The sequence below is a fragment of the Sphingobium sp. FG125 genome (assembly GCF_057809795.1).
In genome coordinates, this window is sequence record NZ_JBMDKQ010000014.1 from 59096 (window position 1) to 77621 (window position 18526).

14 protein-coding genes are annotated in these 18526 nt (G+C 63.4%); 6 read left to right on the plus strand and 8 right to left on the minus strand.

Annotated features, from left to right (window positions below):
* The first annotated feature begins 11 nt into the window (after positions 1–11).
* Genes ACODSR_RS14170 through ACODSR_RS14180 form a run of 3 tightly spaced genes read left to right on the plus strand, consistent with a single transcriptional unit; the run spans position 12 to position 3438 of the window.
* A complete protein-coding gene (locus ACODSR_RS14170) occupies positions 12–1022 on the plus strand; it encodes a zinc-dependent alcohol dehydrogenase (RefSeq protein WP_489077316.1) in 1011 nt (336 codons plus the stop codon).
* On the plus strand, positions 1019–2281 hold the full coding sequence (locus ACODSR_RS14175; protein ID WP_489077317.1) for an MBL fold metallo-hydrolase: 1263 nt from the start codon (positions 1019–1021) through the stop codon (positions 2279–2281). The genes ACODSR_RS14170 and ACODSR_RS14175 overlap by 4 nt, the downstream gene beginning before the upstream one ends.
* Positions 2278–3438, plus strand: coding sequence for a sulfotransferase family protein (locus tag ACODSR_RS14180; protein WP_489077318.1), 1161 nt, complete (start codon positions 2278–2280; stop codon positions 3436–3438). Before ACODSR_RS14175 ends, ACODSR_RS14180 begins: the two co-directional genes overlap by 4 nt.
* 126 nt (positions 3439–3564) lie before the next feature.
* Here ACODSR_RS14180 and ACODSR_RS14185 read toward each other — a convergent pair whose 3' ends face one another.
* The 3 genes from ACODSR_RS14185 to ACODSR_RS14195 form a co-directional block, all read right to left on the minus strand.
* Positions 3565–4476 (minus strand): SDR family NAD(P)-dependent oxidoreductase, encoded by a 912-nt coding sequence (locus ACODSR_RS14185; RefSeq protein WP_489077319.1) that lies wholly within the window; start codon positions 4474–4476, stop codon positions 3565–3567.
* Between the two features lie 114 nt (positions 4477–4590).
* Positions 4591–5739 carry an FAS1-like dehydratase domain-containing protein gene (locus ACODSR_RS14190; RefSeq protein WP_489077320.1) on the minus strand — a complete coding sequence of 383 codons (1149 nt, stop codon included), beginning with the start codon at positions 5737–5739 and terminating at the stop codon, positions 4591–4593.
* 17 nt (positions 5740–5756) lie between these two features.
* Positions 5757–7325 carry an acetate--CoA ligase gene (locus ACODSR_RS14195; protein WP_489077358.1) on the minus strand — a complete coding sequence of 523 codons (1569 nt, stop codon included), beginning with the start codon at positions 7323–7325 and terminating at the stop codon, positions 5757–5759.
* A 148-nt stretch (positions 7326–7473) separates the two neighbouring features.
* On the opposite strand from ACODSR_RS14195, the gene ACODSR_RS14200 reads away from it, so the two are divergent.
* Positions 7474–8286 (plus strand): IclR family transcriptional regulator, encoded by an 813-nt coding sequence (locus tag ACODSR_RS14200; RefSeq protein ID WP_489077321.1) that lies wholly within the window; start codon positions 7474–7476, stop codon positions 8284–8286.
* 118 nt (positions 8287–8404) lie between these two features.
* Here ACODSR_RS14200 and ACODSR_RS14205 read toward each other — a convergent pair whose 3' ends face one another.
* The 5 genes from ACODSR_RS14205 to ACODSR_RS14225 all read right to left on the minus strand — a co-directional run bounded on the left by ACODSR_RS14205 (position 8405) and on the right by ACODSR_RS14225 (position 16657).
* The gene (locus tag ACODSR_RS14205; protein WP_489077322.1) at positions 8405–9994 is read right to left on the minus strand and encodes an SMP-30/gluconolactonase/LRE family protein; all 1590 of its coding nucleotides are present in this window, start codon (positions 9992–9994) and stop codon (positions 8405–8407) included.
* A gap of 1 nt (position 9995) precedes the next feature.
* On the minus strand, positions 9996–11411 hold the full coding sequence (locus ACODSR_RS14210) for an aldehyde dehydrogenase family protein (RefSeq protein WP_489077323.1): 1416 nt from the start codon (positions 11409–11411) through the stop codon (positions 9996–9998).
* Positions 11412–11566: 155 nt separating this feature from the next.
* Positions 11567–13354 carry a thiamine pyrophosphate-binding protein gene (locus ACODSR_RS14215; RefSeq protein WP_489077324.1) on the minus strand — a complete coding sequence of 596 codons (1788 nt, stop codon included), beginning with the start codon at positions 13352–13354 and terminating at the stop codon, positions 11567–11569.
* A complete protein-coding gene (locus ACODSR_RS14220; protein ID WP_489077325.1) occupies positions 13351–14727 on the minus strand; it encodes an aromatic ring-hydroxylating oxygenase subunit alpha in 1377 nt (458 codons plus the stop codon). The genes ACODSR_RS14215 and ACODSR_RS14220 overlap by 4 nt, the downstream gene beginning before the upstream one ends.
* 100 nt (positions 14728–14827) lie before the next feature.
* Positions 14828–16657, minus strand: a complete 1830-nt coding sequence (locus tag ACODSR_RS14225) for a flavin-containing monooxygenase (RefSeq protein ID WP_489077326.1) — start codon at positions 16655–16657, stop codon at positions 14828–14830.
* 165 nt (positions 16658–16822) lie between these two features.
* Between ACODSR_RS14225 and ACODSR_RS14230 the strand changes: the two genes are divergently transcribed.
* Both ACODSR_RS14230 and ACODSR_RS14235 read left to right on the plus strand, forming a co-directional pair.
* On the plus strand, positions 16823–17668 hold the full coding sequence (locus ACODSR_RS14230) for an SDR family NAD(P)-dependent oxidoreductase (RefSeq protein ID WP_489077327.1): 846 nt from the start codon (positions 16823–16825) through the stop codon (positions 17666–17668).
* A gap of 10 nt (positions 17669–17678) precedes the next feature.
* Complete coding sequence (locus tag ACODSR_RS14235; protein WP_489077328.1) at positions 17679–18524, plus strand: alpha/beta fold hydrolase; 846 nt, start codon at positions 17679–17681, stop codon at positions 18522–18524.
* The last annotated feature ends 2 nt before the right edge of the window (positions 18525–18526 follow it).

Here is an 18526-nt window from a genome sequence, read left to right on the forward strand (position 1 = left end):
GAACCGCCGCCATGCGCCTGCTGACCATCCATGACGTCAATGACGTGCGACTGGACCCCTATGAACGACCCGAAGCCGGGCCGAAGGATGTGGTCGTCAAGATGAAGGCCTGCGGCATTTGCGGCAGTGACCTCAGTTACATCAAGAATGGCGGCATCCCGACGCCCGGCAAACGGACCGCACTGGGCCATGAGGGTGCTGGCGAACTGATGTTCGTGGGCGATGAAGTGACCGGCGTGTCGGTGGGGCAGAGTGTCATCATCAACCCGATGATGACGCCCAGCTATATCGGCAGCGGCGGGCCGGAGGGTGCCTTTACCGAGGAATTGCTGGTCCGCGACGCGCGGCTGGGCGACAGTCTGCTGCCCATTCCCGACGGCATACCCTATGATGTCGCGGCAATGTGCGAGCCGCTGTCGGTTGCAATGCACGGGGTCAACCGGGCGCTGGCCAAGGCGGGCGACAAGGTTGTGATATTCGGCTGCGGGCCGATCGGCCTTGGCATGATTCTATGGGCGGTGGACCGGGGATGCGACGTGATCGCGCTGGACCTGGCGGAGGAAAGGCTGGAGCGGGCGCGGGCGCTGGGGGCGACGACGATCAATCCGGCCAGCGAGGATGCGATCGCGCGGATCAAGGCGATCCACGGCACGGTCATGGTGTTCGGGCGGGAGAAGTCCCAGACCGATGCCTATATCGATGCGGCGGGTGCGCCATCGATCCTGCACGACGTGGTGACGCTGGCCAAGACCCATGCGCGCCATGTCATCACTGCGGCGTACCTGAAACCCATCGAACTGCCCGCCGGGCCGATGCTGACCACGGAAATGACGATCACCACGGCGGTCGGTTACCCGACCGAAATGCCCGACGTGATCGCCGCGATGCCGCGTTTGAAGGACAAGATCGCCGCGCTGATCAGCCACACATTGCCGTTCGACCGGGTGATCGAAGGGCTGGACATCGCCGCGCGGCCGCAATCGGCCAAGGTGATGATCGAATTTGAAAGCACGAGGGCATGAGCGAGAAGCAACAGACGCCTCTGGGCGCGCTGGTGATGGCGGGTCAGGGCCAGACCGACGCTGAGCGGATCGGCGATGGCATCTTCATGGTGAAGGATATTTCCAATGCCTATCTGGTGACGACGGGCGATGGCGACCTGCTCGTCAACACCGGCTTTCTGGGCAATGGCGCGCGCAATAAGGAGCTGTTTGCCGCGCATCGCACCGGGCCATTGCGGCGCATCATCGTGACGCAGGCCCATGCCGACCATTATGGTGCGCTACCCGACCAGAAGGAGGACGGCACGCAGGTCGTTGTCGGAGCGGGCTTTGGCGAGACGGAGGATTATTTCGACCGGCTGGCGCCGTTCCTCGGTCGCCGGTCTGGCAAGTTGTGGGCGTCTATGACCCGGCGCGACGGGCCGCCGCCCAAGCCGCCGGTGATCGTGCCGGATGTGGAGGTCGCCACCACGCTGGCGTTCGAACAGGGCGGTCGCCGGTTCGAGGTGGTCAAGACGACGGGCGGCGAAAGCCTGGATTCGGTATTCGTGTGGATGCCGGGCGAAAAGACCGTCTTTACCGGCAATCTGTTCGGCCCGGTGTGGCGCGCGATGCCCAACCTGGTGACGATGCGCGGCGACAAGCCCCGGCTGGTGCGCGCCTATCTGCGGTCGGTCGAGCAGGTGCGGGCGTTGGGTGCGGAAGTGGTGATTACCGGCCATGGCGATCCGATCCGGGGGGCCGAGACGATCCGCGCGGACCTGGACACGATGCACGCGGCGGTCAGCTATCTGGAGCGCGAGACGATCGCGGGGATGAATGCGGGCCGGACGGTGCAGGATCTGATGCGCGAGATTGCCCTGCCCGCCGACCTCAAGATCGGCGAATTTCATGGCAAGACCAGCTGGGTCGTGCGCGCCATTTGGGAGGAAAATGGCGGCTGGTTCCATTATGCCGATGGCACCACCGCTCTTTATGGCGTGCCACGATCGGCGGTGCATGGCGATCTGGTCGAACTGGCAGGTGGCGCGGGCGCAATCGTAGGCCGCGCCCATGTTCATGCGGCGGCAGGGCGACCGCTGGAGGCGCTGCATCTGATCGACATCGCGCTGGACGTTGCACCTGACCATGAAGCGGGCCTGACCGTGCGCAAGGCCGCGCTGGACCAATTGCTGGCCGCGAGTGGCAGCACGAACCTGTCGGAAACCATGTGGCTGAAGGCGGAAATCGCCGAGACGGACAAGCGCCTCGCCAGCCTGAAACAAGGAGAGAGTATATGACCACCACCACCGCAGGGCTGGACGCTGACGCGCTGATTGCCGCGGCGCGCGCGCAGACGGGGCTGACCGATCTGGGCGATGACGCGATATTGGAGGGGCTGCATGTCCTCACTGACGCGATCAATCGGGAAGCCAGGCTGACCGAGGCCGCGCAGGGGCGCTGGGGGCAACAAATTACCGCAACGCTGGCGAACCGATTGCAGGTCGAGGATTATCTGGCCAAGAATCCCGCACTGCTGGACGCGCCGGTCGAAAAGCCGCTGTTTGTATTCGGCCTGCCGCGCACCGGCACGACGCTGACCATCAATTTGCTAAACGCTGATCCGGCGCGGCGCTGCTTCCTGCGCTGGGAAGCGTTTAACAGCGTGCCGCCTGCGGCCAAGGGGGCGCTGAGCAGCGATCCGCGCTATGTTGCGGAACAGGCACGGCTCGACATGATGCTTAAATATGCGCCGCACATTTCGGCGATGCATCATGAGGATGCCGACAGCCCGACCGAGTGCCAATTCTCGATGTCGCCGTCCTTTTGCGCGCAATATTATGACTCGGTTCTGCATATTCCAAGTTATCAGAAGTGGCTGTTTTCCACGAGTTACCTGCCCGCCTTCCGCTATCAGAAGCGGCTGTTCCAGCTGTTGCAGGAGAATGAGGGCGGGCAGTGGACGCTCAAAAATCCTTGGCATCCGCTGTTCCTGAATGACCTGACGACTATCTATCCCGATGCGCAACTGGTGATGACCCATCGCGATCCCGCCGATGTCGTCGCGTCGGCGTGCAGCCTGGTCTATCAGGTGCGCAAGATGTTCAGCGACGATGTCGATCCGGTCGAGGTGGGCAAATCACAGCTGCGCACCTTCGACCTGATGATTGAGCGGATGATGGCCTATCGGGAGACGCATGGTGCGGCTTCGATCCACGACATCCCATATGACGCGCAGCTGCGCGATCCGATCGGCGAGATGAAGCGACTTTATGCGCGGTTCGACACCGAGCTGACGGCGGAGGCGCAAGCCGCGATGCAGGCGATGCTGGACGCCAATCCGCAGGGCAAGCATGGCAAGCATAGCTATGATCTGGCTGATTACGGGCTGGACCGCGCGGGCATCCATGCGCATTTCCGGGATTATACGGAGCGGTTCGGGATTAGGTGCCGCTAAAATCCTCCCCCAGCGGGGGAGGTGGCAGGGCGCAGCCCTGACGGAGGGGTGTCATGCTATCGAGAGGGTGACACCCCTCCGTCTGGCCTGCGGCCAGCCACCTCCCCTGCAAGGGGAGGATGAGCGTCAGCCCGCCCGCGCCATCGCGAAACAGTAGCGCAGATGGTCCATATGGCCGTCCGGCACGGGCGGGAAATGCAGCGCTCCGTCGGTGGCGCGGATAGTGTCGAGATTGTCCGCGACCTGTTCGATGGTCCAGTCGGGGCGGAAAACGCCCTTGCTCTCCATCGTGTACGCGCGCGCCACTCTGCCCGCCATGGCGATCAGCATTTCGCCCGATACCGCGCAGTCCTCATGCGCCAGATAGCCGACCGTGGGTGCAACCAAGTCCGGGTCCATCGGCGGATAGGCGCTGGTGTCGAGGCCATCGGCCATGCGGGTGACCGCGCCGGGCAGGATGATGTTGCTTTTGATATTGTGCGCCGCCCCCTCGATCGCGGCGACATTGGACAGGCCGGTCATCGCGGCCTTGGCCATCGAATAATTGACCACGCCCGCATTGCCATAAAGGCCGTTGATGGAGCCAGTCAGGACGATGCGGCCATAATTGGCGGCGGTCATGTGCGGGAAGGCGGCGCGCACGACATGGAACGCGCCGCGCATATGGACGTCCAGCACCGTCTCGAAATCGGCATGGCTTAACTCATTGAGCGACCCGCGCCGGACGATCCCGGCATTGTGGATGAGAATGTCGATCCGGCCATAATGGTGAATGGCGGCGTCGATGATTGCTTGCCCCCCCTCTGGCGTCGCCACGCTGTCGGTCGAGGCGATGGCATCGCCCCCGGCCGCGCGGATTTCGTCGACCAGTGCCTGGGCGGGACCGGCATCGCGCCCCTCCCCCTGCATCGACACGCCCGGATCGTTGACGATGATCTTTGCGCCGCGCGCCGCCAGCAGCAGCGCATAGGCGCGGCCCAGCCCCCGGCCCGCCCCGGTGATCGCGGCCACCCGACCGTCAAAGCGCATTTCGTCCATCCTGCGATCCTCTCACTCACTTTGGCCCGATCCTAGCGGCACGGGCGCAACGCAAAAGGGCCGCCGCCGCATATCGCTGCGGCGACGACCCTTTCCTCCCCTACCCCTAGGGGATCAGGCTGGCTTGCTGGGCAATTCGGCGATCGAGGTGCCGAAGGCCGAGACTTCGCCGCGATGGGTGGTTGCCTGCTGCTGGATCTCGACGAACTTCTTGCCGTTTTCCTCAAACTTGCGGATCACGCTGCCGTCGATGTAGATCGCGTCGCCATCGGGATTGTGGCGGCGGATCTGGCACTTGCTGCGCGTCAGGAAGCCGTCGTCACCGATCCAGTTGGTGATGTGGTGGGTCAGCCAGCTGCAACGTTCTGGACCATAGTCATAAGCCCCCGGCGCGCCGACTTCGAGCGCGAAGGCTTCGTCCCAGTGAACCCGCTCAGGGCAGTCTGGCACGTTGAAGCGATTGCGGATGCCCAGACCGGGGTGCGCCTGCTGCATCTGGTTGGCCAGCTTGTTGGCGCGGATGTAGAGGCCGCCCCACCCTTGGGCATAGCAGATGAAGCCGGTGACCGTCATCGGTCCCTTCATCATGCGCGGCAGTTCGTCACCAACCTTCACATCTTCCCAATAACGGGGAACGGAACCGCGAATTTCCTCTTCCTGATACAGGCGGGTGAATTCGGCCAGTTCTTCCTCGGTATATTGCTCCACGCGGCCACGGGCTTCGGTATATTTCGTGCCGCGTTCGCGGGCTTCGTCGCGGTCGGTGCGGAATACCCAGCTGTCGCCTTCGGCCACCTTGTCGCCCGACTGGTTGAAGAAGTCGACATGGTAGATCTGCTGGAACGAGCGACCGGCAAATTTGGTCTGATGTTCGACCAGATCCTTGAGATAGGCTTCGGTGCGGATCGTATCGTTACGCAGCACCGGCTTGTGCCAGGTCCAGTCGGCCCCCGCCCACATGGCGTGGACGCCCGACAGGCCACCGCAATAGCCCGAAATGATGCGGCTGGTGGTGAACAGGAAGCTGGGCAGCGCGACGAGCGAGCCATATTTGGTCTTTTCGGCGTAGGCCGGGTCGCACCACAGCGGGTTATCGTCGCCAATGCCATGGGCATAATGACGGATCGCGTCGCGGGTCGCTTCATAATTCCACGGCTCGACAGTATTCTCGATCTTGACGCCAATGCGCTTGCGCAGATCGTCGAGGCCTTCCTCGGTGATCTTGGGGAATTTATTGGTGGGGGCTTCCGCCAAAGTTGCCATGTTTCTTCTCCTAGGGTTCAGTTGACGAGTTCGGCTGCTTTTGCAGCCTCACGATCTCGAAGGATTTTGCGGTGGACCTTGCCCGCCGGGGTCTTGGGCAGTTCGGTCACGAATTCGATCACGCGGGGAAATTCATGCTGGGCGAGTTTTTCGCGGGTGAAGGTCTGGAGCTCCTTCACCAGCGCGTCGCTGCCATCGACATTGGCGATGACGAACGCCTTGACCACCTGCCCCCGCTGCGGATCGGGCACACCGATAACGGCACATTCCAGCACGGTCGGATGCTTGAGCAGGGTGTTTTCAATCTCGACCGCGCTCATCGTCCAGCCCGCCGAGATGATGACATCGTCGGCGCGGCCGCAATGGTAGAAATAGCCGTCGGCGTCGATCTTTGCGCGGTCCTTGGTGGTTTCCCACTTGTCGCGCCGCCACAGCATCAGTTCGCCGATTTCGCCGGGGTCGGATGGGGTGCCGTCGGGGCGCTGCACCTGCAACTTCTGGCCCGGCACCGCCTTGCCCAATGAACCGGGCTTGACGGTGAAATCGTCGGCGCCCGGATAATTGACCAGCACCACGCCGATTTCGGTCGTGCCATACATGGAGCAGGCGGGAACCTTGAAATAGGTGTCGATAAAGTCGAGCGTTGCCGGGTCGATCGGTTCGCCGGTGTAGGACAGCTTCTTGAAATGGAAGCTGTAGTCGCCTGCCTTGCCGCTATTCTTCATCATGCGATAGTGGGTCGCGGCGGCCGACATATTGGTGATGCCATAATCGTCCAGCGCCTTCATCAGCCGCACCGGATCGAACCGGCCCGCAAAGGTGCCGGTCGTCACGCCCATGCCCAGCGGGGCCAGCGTACCGTGCCACAATCCATGACCCCAGGCGGGCGAGGAGGGGCAGAAAAATTCGTCGCCCCGACGGACGCCCGTGCCGTAGAGCGCGGCGAACATCAGCGTCACCAGCGCGCGGTGGCTGTGCTTGACCGCTTCGGGCAATTCGCGGGTGGTGCCGGACGTGTACTGGAACACGGCCAGGTCATTCGCCCTGGTTTTTGGCGTGTAGGTCGCGGGATATTTCTCGATCTCATCCAGCAGGCCATCGTCGGCGACGACGACGCGCGGGCCGTTCATGCTGCGGGCGAGGTCCGCCTTTTCGCTGTTGGTGATCAGGATCGTCGGCTTGCAGTCATCGACACGCAGGCGGAGCGCGTCGGGACCGAACAGGGTGAAGAGCGGCACCGAGATCGCACCGGTCTGCATCGCCCCGAACAGGCAGACATAGAAGGGCAAGGATGGTTCCAGCATGAAGGCAATGCGTTCGCCAGGTTGAACGCCCTCTGCATCGAGCCAATGGGCAAAGCGCGCCGCGCCGGCCGAAATCGTGTCGAAGCTCAATATTTCATCGCAGCCATCAGCGTGCGCGATCCGCACCGCAGGACGGCCCGATCCATCGGCATGGCGGGTGATGCATTCATGCGCGATGTTCATTTCTTCGCGATTGCCGTCGAACAGCTCCCACGGCGCACTGGAGGTCGCATGGGCCTGCGCATCGGCATAGCGGGTATAGTCGGTCAGCTTCGCCATCATTTCGGTCCGTTCACTATAGCGAATGACAGGAAAGCCGCTTTCGCCATGATGGCACCGGAATGTCATGACGACTCAGTTGCTGTAAATCATGAACAACGTTCTATATATTGAATGATCGTCCATCGCTGGGGCGATGGAGATATGTACCATGGCCGACCCGGTTTCCCTCCCCACCCCCTCCCCCGTCCGAAAGGTCGCCAGAGCGGTGAAGGACAGCAAGGCACCCGCCATCACCCGCGCCGCCGCGATCTTGCGCCTACTGGGCAAGAGCGACCGACCGTTGGGCGTGCAGGCGATCGCGAAGGAATTGGGGCTGGTCCCCAGCACCTGCCTCTATGTGCTGCGGGCCTTGGCGGAGGAGGAGCTGGTGTCGTTCGATCCCGACACAAAACGCTATGCGCTGGAGGCAGGCGTGCTGACGCTGGCGCGGCACTGGCTGCGGCGCGACCTGTTCAACGATTTGGCACAGCCGCATCTGGACCGGCTGGCGGGGCGTTTCGGCCTGACCATGTTGGGGGTGCAGGCGGTGGGGCTGGATCATATGATCGTCGTCGCCATGGCGCAGTCGGGCAGCGGGTTTCAGCTCAGCACACAGGTCGGCAGCCGCTTCCCGGCGCTGATCAGTGCGACCGGGCGGTGCATAGCGGCGTTCGGCGATTATCCGGTTGAGGAATTGAAGACGCGGTTCGACCAGTTGCGATGGGACGATCCGCCGGCCTTTGACGACTGGATGGACCAGTTGCGCCGGACCCGCGCGCAGGGCTTTGCAGTCGATGAGGGGCAATATATTGCAGGCGCAACCGTAGTGTCCGCGCCGGTGTGGAAAGGCGCGGGACAGCCCGTCCACGCGCTGGTCGCGATCGGCATAGGCGCGGCGCTGGGGCGGGAGCTTGGCGCGTTGCAGGCGGCGCTGGTGGAGGCGGCGGGTACGCTGTCGGGACAGTTGGGCGGCGGCGCTTAGCACAAAATCCGTTCGCTTCGAGCGTCGTCGAGAAGCACCGCGCGCAGGTTTCTCGACGTAGTTTATCCTGAGCGCCTGCCGCAGGCGGGCAGTCGAAGGGCTCGAAACGAACGGAGGTTTACGTGGCGGGGCGTAGCGCCAGCACGCTGCCTTCGGCGTCGCCCGACAGATAGAGGGTGCCGTCCGGCCCGGCGGTGAGGCCGCAGAAATTGATCATCGGGCCGGCCATGTCGCCGATCGGTCCGAGATATTTAGGGGTGATGCCGACAGGGGCGCCGACCGGCAGGTTGGTGGCGATGACGCGCTGCGCGCCGCTGGCGGGATCGAGCGCGATCAGCGATTTGCTCTGGGTATCGACGACATAAAGCGTGCCGTTGCTGATCGTGATGCCTTCGGGGTGGCCCAGTCCTTCGGCGACTGTCTCCACGGCCCGGCCCTGTTGCAGCCTGACGATGCGCCCCTTGCCCGCTTCGGCGACATAGGCGGTGTCGCCATCCACCGCGACGCCCATCGGCTGGTCGAGGCCGCTGGCGATTGCGCGCACCGCGCCATTTTCAGCGACATGCACCTGTCCCCTGCCCTGTTCGGCAAAGACGATTGCGCCGCTGGCATTGACCGCGACGCCCATCAGCCGGTCATGGCCATGGCTGATAAAGTCGCTGGCCCCCTCCCCCGGTCGATAGCGCGCCAGGCTGCCGGTGCCGGTGGTGACGATCCATTCGCCCTGCTGCGCGCCGGGTGCCACGCCGCGCAAATAGCCAGGGCAGCCGGGATGGAAGATCATGCCCGCCAGTGTCGGCGCGCCGCCGGGGCGCAGCGTGTAGCCGAACGTGCCATCAGCGACGAAGATCGTCCCCTCCCCGTCCACCGCCAGACCCAGCGGCCATTGCAGTGCGCGCGGGACGACGGAGCGGACCTTGCCGTCGCCGAGCAATTCGGTGATCTCGCCGGGGATGCTGGACACGAAGATGCGGTCGCCAATGAAGCTGACATTGTCGAGACCGGGACCAAGATCGGCCAGCACTTCCCGCGTGCCGCTGACCGGGTCGATGCGCAGCACCTGGCCGCTGGCGACCTGGGTGGTGACGATCCGGCCCTTGCTGTCGAACTTGACCGAGTCCGGCACGCCCAGATCGCCCGCGACGATTTCGGGCGCGCCACCGTTGAGGTCCACGCGCCAGATTTCATTCGCGCCCATGACGGGGAAATAAAGCTTGCCGTCCGGGCCGACCTGAAAGGCGTTGGCCATCGGCACATTGTCGAGGATGAGGCGCGGTGCGCCGCCGTCGAGCGGCAATTCCATGATCCGCGCGCCCATGCGACATTCGCCCGCGATCAACCGGCCCTGATGCCAGGTGATCGGGTTGGCGACCGGCATGTCGCCCTGGACGACGCGCGCCTGCCCGCCCGGCGTCAGCATCGACACCCGGCCTTCGGTGATTTCGGTCAGGTAGAGATTGCCCGCCTCATCGAACACCAGATCGTCGGGCGCGACGATCGCGCCGCCCATCGGGCTGATGGTGGAAATCGCGCCGCTATCCACGTCGATAGCGCTGATCTGACTGCCGCCGACCTGCGCGACATAGAGGCGGCCGTCCGCCCCGGTGGCGAGGCCGTTCGCGCCATAGAGGCGGCTGGGCGGGGTGAGCCGTTCAAGGCTCCACCCCTCCCCCGCCTTCATGCCGCTAGGCGCGATCCGGCCATTCATGTCAGGCGTAACCCAGCATGGATTTGACTTCGAGATATTCGTGGAAGCCAAATTCGCCCCATTCGCGCCCGTTGCCGCTGCGCTTGTAGCCGCCAAAGGGCGCGTGGAAATCGAAGCCGCCATTCATGCTGACCCAACCCGTGCGCAGGCGGCGGGCGACGGCGTGGACCATGTCCGTGTCGAGGCCGTTTACATAGCCGGCCAAGCCAAAGGGGCTGTCATTGGCGATGGCGACCGCATCGTCGATGTCGTCATAGGGGATGATGACCAGCACCGGGCCGAAAATCTCTTCGCGGGCAATGACCATGTCGTTGGTGCCAAGGAACACAGTCGGGCGGACGAACCAGCCCTTGTCGATGCCGTCAGGGCGACCGGCGCCACCCGCGATCAGGGTCGCGCCTTCGGTCACGCCCTTGGCGATATAGTCCTGAATGATGTTGTACTGCGCCTTGGACACGACCGGACCCATGGCGACATCGCCTGCCGGATCGCCGACGGTGACGGCATCCGCCGCCGCCCTGGCAGCTGCGAGTGCTTCGTCGAGGCGGGATGCGGGGATGAGCAGGCGCGATCCGGCGCTGCAGGTCTGGCCGCTATTGCCCATCATGCCCGCGGTTGCGCCAGTGACGTTTTCGACCAGTGCGGTGTCATCCAGCACGATAAACGCGCTTTTGCCGCCCAGTTCGAGACCGACGCGCTTGACCGTGGTGGCAGCGTCCTTCTGGATCTGCACACCGACCGGTTCGGAGCCGGTGAAGCTGATCATATCGACATCTTCATGGGTCGAAAGCGCGGTGCCGATGACGCTGCCCTGCCCCTGGATCATGTTGAACACGCCAGCGGGGACACCCGCCGCGTCGATGATTTCGGCCAATATCTGCGCGGAGAAAGGCGCGAGCTGCGGCGGTTTCAGGATCATGGTGCAGCCGGTGGCGAGCGCAGGAAAGACCTTCACGCAGGTCTGGTTCATCGGCCAGTTCCACGGGGTGATAAGGGCGCAGACGCCGATCGGTTCGCGGCGGATCATGGTCGCGCCGCGCAGTTCCTCGAACGCGAAATTTTCCAGCAGTTCGATCGCGGTCTGGAGATGGCCTGCGCCAAGGCCGACATGGAAACCGTTGGCCAGGCCCGATGGCGCGCCCATTTCCTCCCGGATCGCTGCGCCCAGATCAGGTAGGCGGCGCTGATATTCGGCCTGGATCGCGCGGAGCAGGTCAAGCCGCTGTTCCCGCGTCGTTTCCGACCAGGCGGGGAAGGCACGGCGCGCGGCCGCGACGGCCTTGTCCACGTCCGCTGTCGAACCCAGCGCGATGTGGCCTGCAACCTGCTCGGTCGCCGGGTTGATGACCTCGGTGGTCTGGGATTCGACCGGATCGACCCACTGGCCGTCAATGTAAAATTGCAGATGGTCGCGCATGAGTCTCTCCTGACATCGTCATTCCTCCCCTTAAAGGGGAGGTGGCAGGCCGAAGGCCTGACGGAGAGGTGTCATGCTATCGTGAGGGTGACACCCCTCCACCACTGGCTACGCCAGCGGTCCTCCTCCCCCGATGGGGGAGGAATTTTTCCGACTTACTGCGTGCCTTCGGCGTACCAGGTGCGGAATTCGGCATATTTGGGCATTTCTTCCGAATTCGCCTTGGGGTCGATCACGACATGGACCACGCCCACCTTGCCGCTGGCATAGGCCCGTTCGATCGCGGGTTTGATGTCCTCCGCGCGGGTCACATATTCGCCGTGGCAGCCAAAGCCTTCACCGATCTTGTCGAAACGGACGTCCTTGCTCCAGTGGGTGCCGGTTTCTTCGGTGCCAGGGCCAAAGGTCCGCTTGTACACGCCCACTTCCAGACCCCATTGATTGTCGACACCGATGACGCAGACCAACGGCAGCTTGGTGCGCGCGGCGACTTCCAGTTCGGCGATGTGGAACATGAAGCTGCTGTCGGACGTCAGCAACATGCCGGGACGGCTGATGCCGGTGGCGGCCCGATCCGCCAGCATCGCGCCGGTGGCATAGGGGATGCCGGTGCCGATATGGCCGAAATTCTGGTTCCAGATCACATCGTTGGGCTTGCACTGCGAATAGGTCCACTGGAACACCACGCCCGCGCCGCCATCGCGGATCAGGATGCCGTCCTTGGGGAAGGCCTGGGTCGCTTCCACCGCCAGACGCGCCGGGTGGATGGCGACGTCGCTGCTGCCATCGCTCTTGGTCAGCGATTCCGCCGCCAGTTCGTCCAGTTCGGCCTGCCCGTCGCGCATGAAGGCTTCCAGCATCGGGGCGGGTGCGCGCGGCGTGTCCTTCAATGCTGCAACCAGTTGCGGCACGACGCCGCGCAGATCGCCGACCAGCGGCACATCGATCGGACGGTTGACGCCGATCGCCGAGGCATCCTGTTCGACATAGATCCATTTACGGATCGCTTCATTCTTCATCCAGTAGCGCCATTTGCCGAAATGGACCGGCTCGCCCAGTTCGGTGCCGAGCGCCAGCACGAGGTCGGACTCGGTCACCGCTTCGATCGACGCCTTGGAGAATACGTACTGGAAGGTGCGATCTTCCAGCCCCTTGATGTAGCTGGTGCCGCCCGACGTCTGGATGACGGGGCAGTTCATAAGGTCCGCCAGCTCCTTGACCGCCGCGCCGGAGCGCGAGGTGTGGACGCCATGGCCGACAAGCAGGATCGGGTTCTTCGCCGCACGGATCAGGTCAGCGGCTTCCTTCACCCGGTCGATGTCCGCCCCCTGATTGACCAGACGGTAACGCTCCGGCACCAGCGGCGCGGGCAGGTCCAGCTCTTCCAGGATGATGTGGCTGGGATATTCGATATAGACCGGGCCGGGCGTGCCGCCCATCGCCTTGCGGATGCCTTCGCGGATCACCTCGTCAGTCTGGTCGGCATATTCGATCGATGCGGCATATTTGACCGAATTTTCGAACAGCGGCATTTGCTTGACGAACTGGATGCGGCCACGGCGGACGCGCTGTTCGGTGACGCGGGCACGCTGGCCCGACAGGAAGATGACCGGCGAATGTTCGACCAGCGCGCACTGGATGGCGGGCGCCATATTGGCGATGCCCGGCCCCAGCGTGCCGATGGCAACGGCAGGCTTGCCGGTGATGCGCGATGCCGCTTCGGCCATGAAACCGGCGGCAGCTTCATGGTGGGGGGCCACCACGGTCCAGCCGCGCCGTTCCGCTTCCAGGAACATATGGACGAAATTCGGGTCGGGAATACCGAACAGCGTATTGATGCCTTCGGCTTCGAACAGGTCGAGGACGCGCTTGTAAACCGGGGTGCCCGGTTTGCCCGATGCGGTCACAGCGGCAGCGGCGGGCTTGGGATCGTCATAGCTCATTTCAGGTGCCTCGGTGCGCCCGTACCCATGTACGCGGCTAGGTTGCGGTGAAAATTGGTGATTTTGCGTTCCTGATGCGGATTGGGCAGCGGCCCGCGGAAGCCGCGCGACTTCATCCCCTTCTGCACCCATTCCATGTTGGAAAAATCCTGCGCCAGGACAGCGCCCCAGCCTTCGGCGGTCGCGGGCGCATTGTCCCACTCCGTCTGCGGTTCTTGCCCTTCGGGGAAACGCTCGATCGCGTAGGATTCGAAAATGCACATATTGGGATCATCGCCATAGGGCCGCGTGCGATAGCAAAGCGCGAAGGTGATCCCGTGCAACACCGACATATTGGGAAAGACGTTCCAGGCAAGGCCCGCTTCCGACATGATCTCCGGCGGAATTTCCGGCCAGATGACACCGCGCGCGGCATCGTCGGCCTTGGCCGATTTCAGCCAATGGGCAATGACGTCGGCAGGCGGCGTGCCGTCGGGCAGTTCGTCCACCAGACGGCTGGCCGCATTGACCAGCGTCTCGGTCGACGCTGCATAGTTGAGCGTTTCGTAATTTTCGCGGATCAGTTCGTAAGTCGAGCGGCGCGGATCGTCGCCCTTGCCCGCGCGGGTTACGCTGCTGCTCTGGCTCATGCTGAAGGCCGGGTCGCGCTGGTCGAAGCCGCTGACGCCGTGCAGGCCATAGGCGGCGCTATAGGCGTAATAATCGCCATAGGCGAGCAACTGGCTGTGGGTGCCAGCGACATGATAGGGTTCCATGAACGCTTCGAGCGCGGTCTTCCAGTTGGCCGGATAGACCACCCATTTGCGCCATTTGTAGCGCATCTTGTCCAGTTCGAAATGCGACAATATGCGCCCGGCATCGCCCAGAAATTCGTCAAGCGGCTGCGCATCCATATCCATATGGACCCAGACCCAGCCACCCCATGTGTCGAGCTTAACCTCCGACAAATGGGTGCAGTCGGGCGTCAATGCGCCCTGCCAGTCCTGCGGATCGAGAATATAGCTATTGTTGCCTTCGATATCGAAGGTCCAGCCGTGGAAGCCGCAGATGAAATTCCTGCGTCCGTTGCCGCGCACCGAATGGACGGTGTCGGGCGTATTGACCAGCTGGCGGCCGCGATGCGGGCAGACGTTGAAATAGGCCTTCAGCCGGTCGGGCGCGGTGCGCACGATGATGATCGAATCGTCGCAGATATTATAAGTCAGCCAGTCGCCAACATTGGGCAGCTCTTCGACCCGGCAGGCCATCTGCCAGACCTTGGGCCACAGCAATTCCTTCTCCGCTGCGGCATAGTCCTTCGACAGGAACGCCTCGGTCGGATAGGTGAGTGGCTTGGTCAGATCGTCCACATCGATGTTGGTCGGGCTATTCATGCCATCCTCCCGCATCCTGATCCCGCGCGTCGGAATATCGCGACAGACAGGCTTGTCCCAAGCGAAAGCGGGCCGCGCAGCGACATCATCCCCCCGGCGATCATGACCGCAATTCCATGCCCGCCAGATCGCCCTTCGCGCGCCACTCCTCCAGCAAGGTCTGGAACGCGGCCCAGCCCGGCCCATAGCTGCGGAACAGCGCCCAGGGGGCTTTCACCTGGCCTTCATTGGTGAAATAGCTGGGGGTACATTCGATCTGGAAGGCGGAGGTGTCATATTCCACCTCGTGGAAATGCTGGACATAGGCATCCTGCGCTTGCCTGGTGGTTTCGACCGAGGTTGCCCCCTTTTCCATCGTTGCGTGGATGATGTGGGCGATATGCTGCGCCTGCCGTCCGAACTGTTCGGTGACGCTGGCATTGAGGCCGCCCTGAATATAGCCGATGAAGAACTGGTTGGGGAAACCATGGGTCATGGTGCCGTGCAGGGTCAGCGGACCGTTTGCCCAATGATCATAGATGGACAGGCCGCCCCGGCCCTCCACCACGTCGATGCCCCAGCGCCGCTTTAGGTCGCTGGTGACTTCAAAACCGCTGGCGAAGATCATCGCGTCGACTTCATATTCGACGCCGTTCGACACGAAGCCCTTTTCCGTCATCCGTTCCAGCCCGCGCGAATCCGCGACGTCGATCAGCTTCACATTGGGCTGGTTGAAGGCGGCGTAAAAATCGTTGCTGGACAGCGGACGCTTGCACAGGAATCGATACCAGGGCTTGAGCGAGGCGGCGGTCGCCTCGTCCTTGACCATTTCATCAACCCGCGCGCGCAGCCGTTCCATGACGCGATAATCCACCACTTCGCGCCGGGCCATAAATTCTTCAGGCGAGAGTTGCGGCCAGCCTTCGGCTTCCAGCTCGGCATGGAGATTGCGCGCGATTTCGGTCCAGATGTCGCAGATCAGATCCTGTTCGCCGGGCATGAAAAATTCCATCGCGGCGCGGTGGAAATTGGCCTGTCGTTCCGCCTGCCAGCCCGGTTGCAGCGATTCCGCCCAGTCGGGGTCGGTCGGCGGATTGGGCCGCTCGTCCACGGTCGATGGTGTGCGCTGAATGACGTAGAGCTGCTGGGCGTAGCGGGCGAGATGCGGCACCGCCTGGATCGCGGTGGCACCGGTGCCAAGGATAGCGACGCGCTTGTCGCCCAGCTTGTCCAGCACCGGGCTTTCGTAACTGCCACCAGTATAGCCATAGTCCCAGCGGGCGGTGTGGAAAATCTTGCCCTTATACTGGTTGATTCCCTCGATACCCGGCAGCTTGGGCATGTTGAGGACGCCGCAGCCCATGATGACGAAGCGGGCGCGAAACTCGTCGCTCCGGCTGGTTGCGACGCGCCAGCGCTGGATACCCTCATCCCATTTCAGCGATGTGATGAGGGTATGGAACAGCGCGCGGTCGTGAAAGCCGAATGTCTGCGCGATCTGCTTGATATAGCCCTGTATCTCCGCGCCGTCGGCAAATTTCCTGGACGGCATGAAGCCGGTTTCTTCCAGCAGCGGCAGATAGCAATAGGCATCATTGTCGCACTGGATGCCGGGGTAGCGGTTCCAGTACCAAACGCCGCCAAAGTCGCCGGCATGGTCGATATTGCGGAAATTGGTGACGCCCTGTTTGGTCAGATGATAGCCCGCCAGCACGCCGGCAAAGCCCGCGCCCAGCACCAGCACGTCCAGTTCCTCGACAATCGGATCGCGCGGAACGACCGGCTGATGGGGGTCCTCGTCATAGCTGTGGGTCGTGTCGTCGGTCGTGGGTTGATATTGCCCCTGCCCGTCGCCGCGCAGCCGCTTGTCGCGCTCCTCGCGATATTTTTCGCGCAGCGCTGGGATATCGAATGTATCGGGCGCTGGCGTCCGCGTGGGCTTGCAACTCATATCCGCTCCATGGATTCTATCGTTGCGGGGAGTTAATCAACACTACTGTTCATTTGCAACGCAGAGCGCCCGGTTAGCGCGGTGGCGATCTTTTCTCGCCGCCCCTGTTTCGCCCGCCTCGCCTCGCGCTAGAACCGCGACGACAAGAGAATGAGAGGACAGAGCATGGCGCAGCCGCTGATGAGTTTTGAGGGGCGCACGATCATTGTCACCGGCGCGGCAGGCGGCGGCATCGGCACCGCGACGACCAAGATGCTGGCGCAGGCGGGCGCGACCGTGATCGCCGCCGGACGGACGCAGGCCAAGTTCGACGCGCATATCGCGCCGCTGATTGCGGAAGGGTTGGCGATTGTACCGGTGATCGCCGATGTCGGCACGGACGAGGGTGTAGCGAAAGTGATGGAGGCGGCGTTGGCCGCGCCCGGCACCCTCTATGGTCTGGCCAATGTCGCAGGCGGGGCCGCGCCGCAGACCTGGATGCGGGCGGAACGGGTGACGCGCGCGGACTGGCGCGCGCTGTTCGAGCAGAATCTGGAGACAATGTTCTTCATGAGCCAGGCGGTCGCGCGGGAGTTGCGCTCTCAGGGCAATCCGGGCGCGATCGTTGGCGTGTCGTCGATCAGCGGGCTGAACAGCGCGCCCTATCATATCGCCTATGGCACGGCGAAGGCGGCGATCGTCGCGGCGACGCGCACGCTGGCGACCGAATTGGCGCTCGACAATATCCGTGTCAACACGGTGGCCCCAGGCACCACGATCACGCCGGGATCGGGGGCCTATATTGACGAGGATGTGGCCCGCGATCAGGCCGCGATCGCCATGGGCCGCCGCGCCCAGCCGGAGGAGCAGGCCGGGGCCATCGCTTTCCTGCTGTCCGACCTGTCGAGCTATATCACCGGGCAGACCATCCTTGTCGATGGCGGGTTGAACCTGAAATGGACCCATTTAGGGGCGGACAATACATCGCTATTCCTGAAGAATGAGGATTTCCGCGCGGCGATAAAAGCGTAAGGGTGCGCCCATGAGCGCGATCGAACGACTGACCCTGCGCGGCGCAGGCCTGGACCTGGCTGCCGATGCAACTGGCCCGGTGGACGGGCAACCTTTATTGTTCCTGCATGGCAGCGGGCAGACGCGGCAAAGCTGGGGCAAGGCGCTGGTGGAGGCCTCGCGGCACGGCTTTCGCGCGATCAGCCTGGATTTGCGCGGCCATGGCGACAGCGATTGGTCGCCGGACGGACGCTATGATCTCGACCTGTTTGCTGACGACTTGCGCGCTGTGCTGACGCAGTTGGAGCGATCGCCGGTGGTGGTCGGCGCGTCGCTGGGGGGCATTGTCGGGATGATGGTGGCGGCGGCGGACCCGACTGCACTGCGCGCGCTGGTGCTGGTCGATATTACCGCCCATGTCGACATGGAGGGCGCGAACGAGGTGATCGCGTTCATGAGCGCAGGTGCGGACGGCTTCGCCTCGATCGAGGAGGCCGCGGACGCCGTGTCCGCCTATCTCCCCCATCGCGACAAGCCGCGCAGCAGCAAGGGGCTGGCGAAGAATCTGCGCCAGCGGGGCAATCGCTGGTACTGGCATTGGGACCCGGCGTTCATGACCATGGGCGCGGATGTGACGCCACAGGCCGAGGGTCCGACCGTGCTGGAAAGCGCCGCAATGGGTTTGACTATCCCCACATTGCTGATCCGCGGCGGGCGCAGCCGCATTGTCACCGAAGAAGGCGCGCGCGCCTTCATGGAAATGGTGCCGCACGCCGACTATGTCCATATCGACGGCGCCCACCATATGGTCGCGGGGGACGCCAATGATGCGTTCAACGACGCGGTGTTTGCCTTTGTCGATCGGCAGGCGGGGTGAGC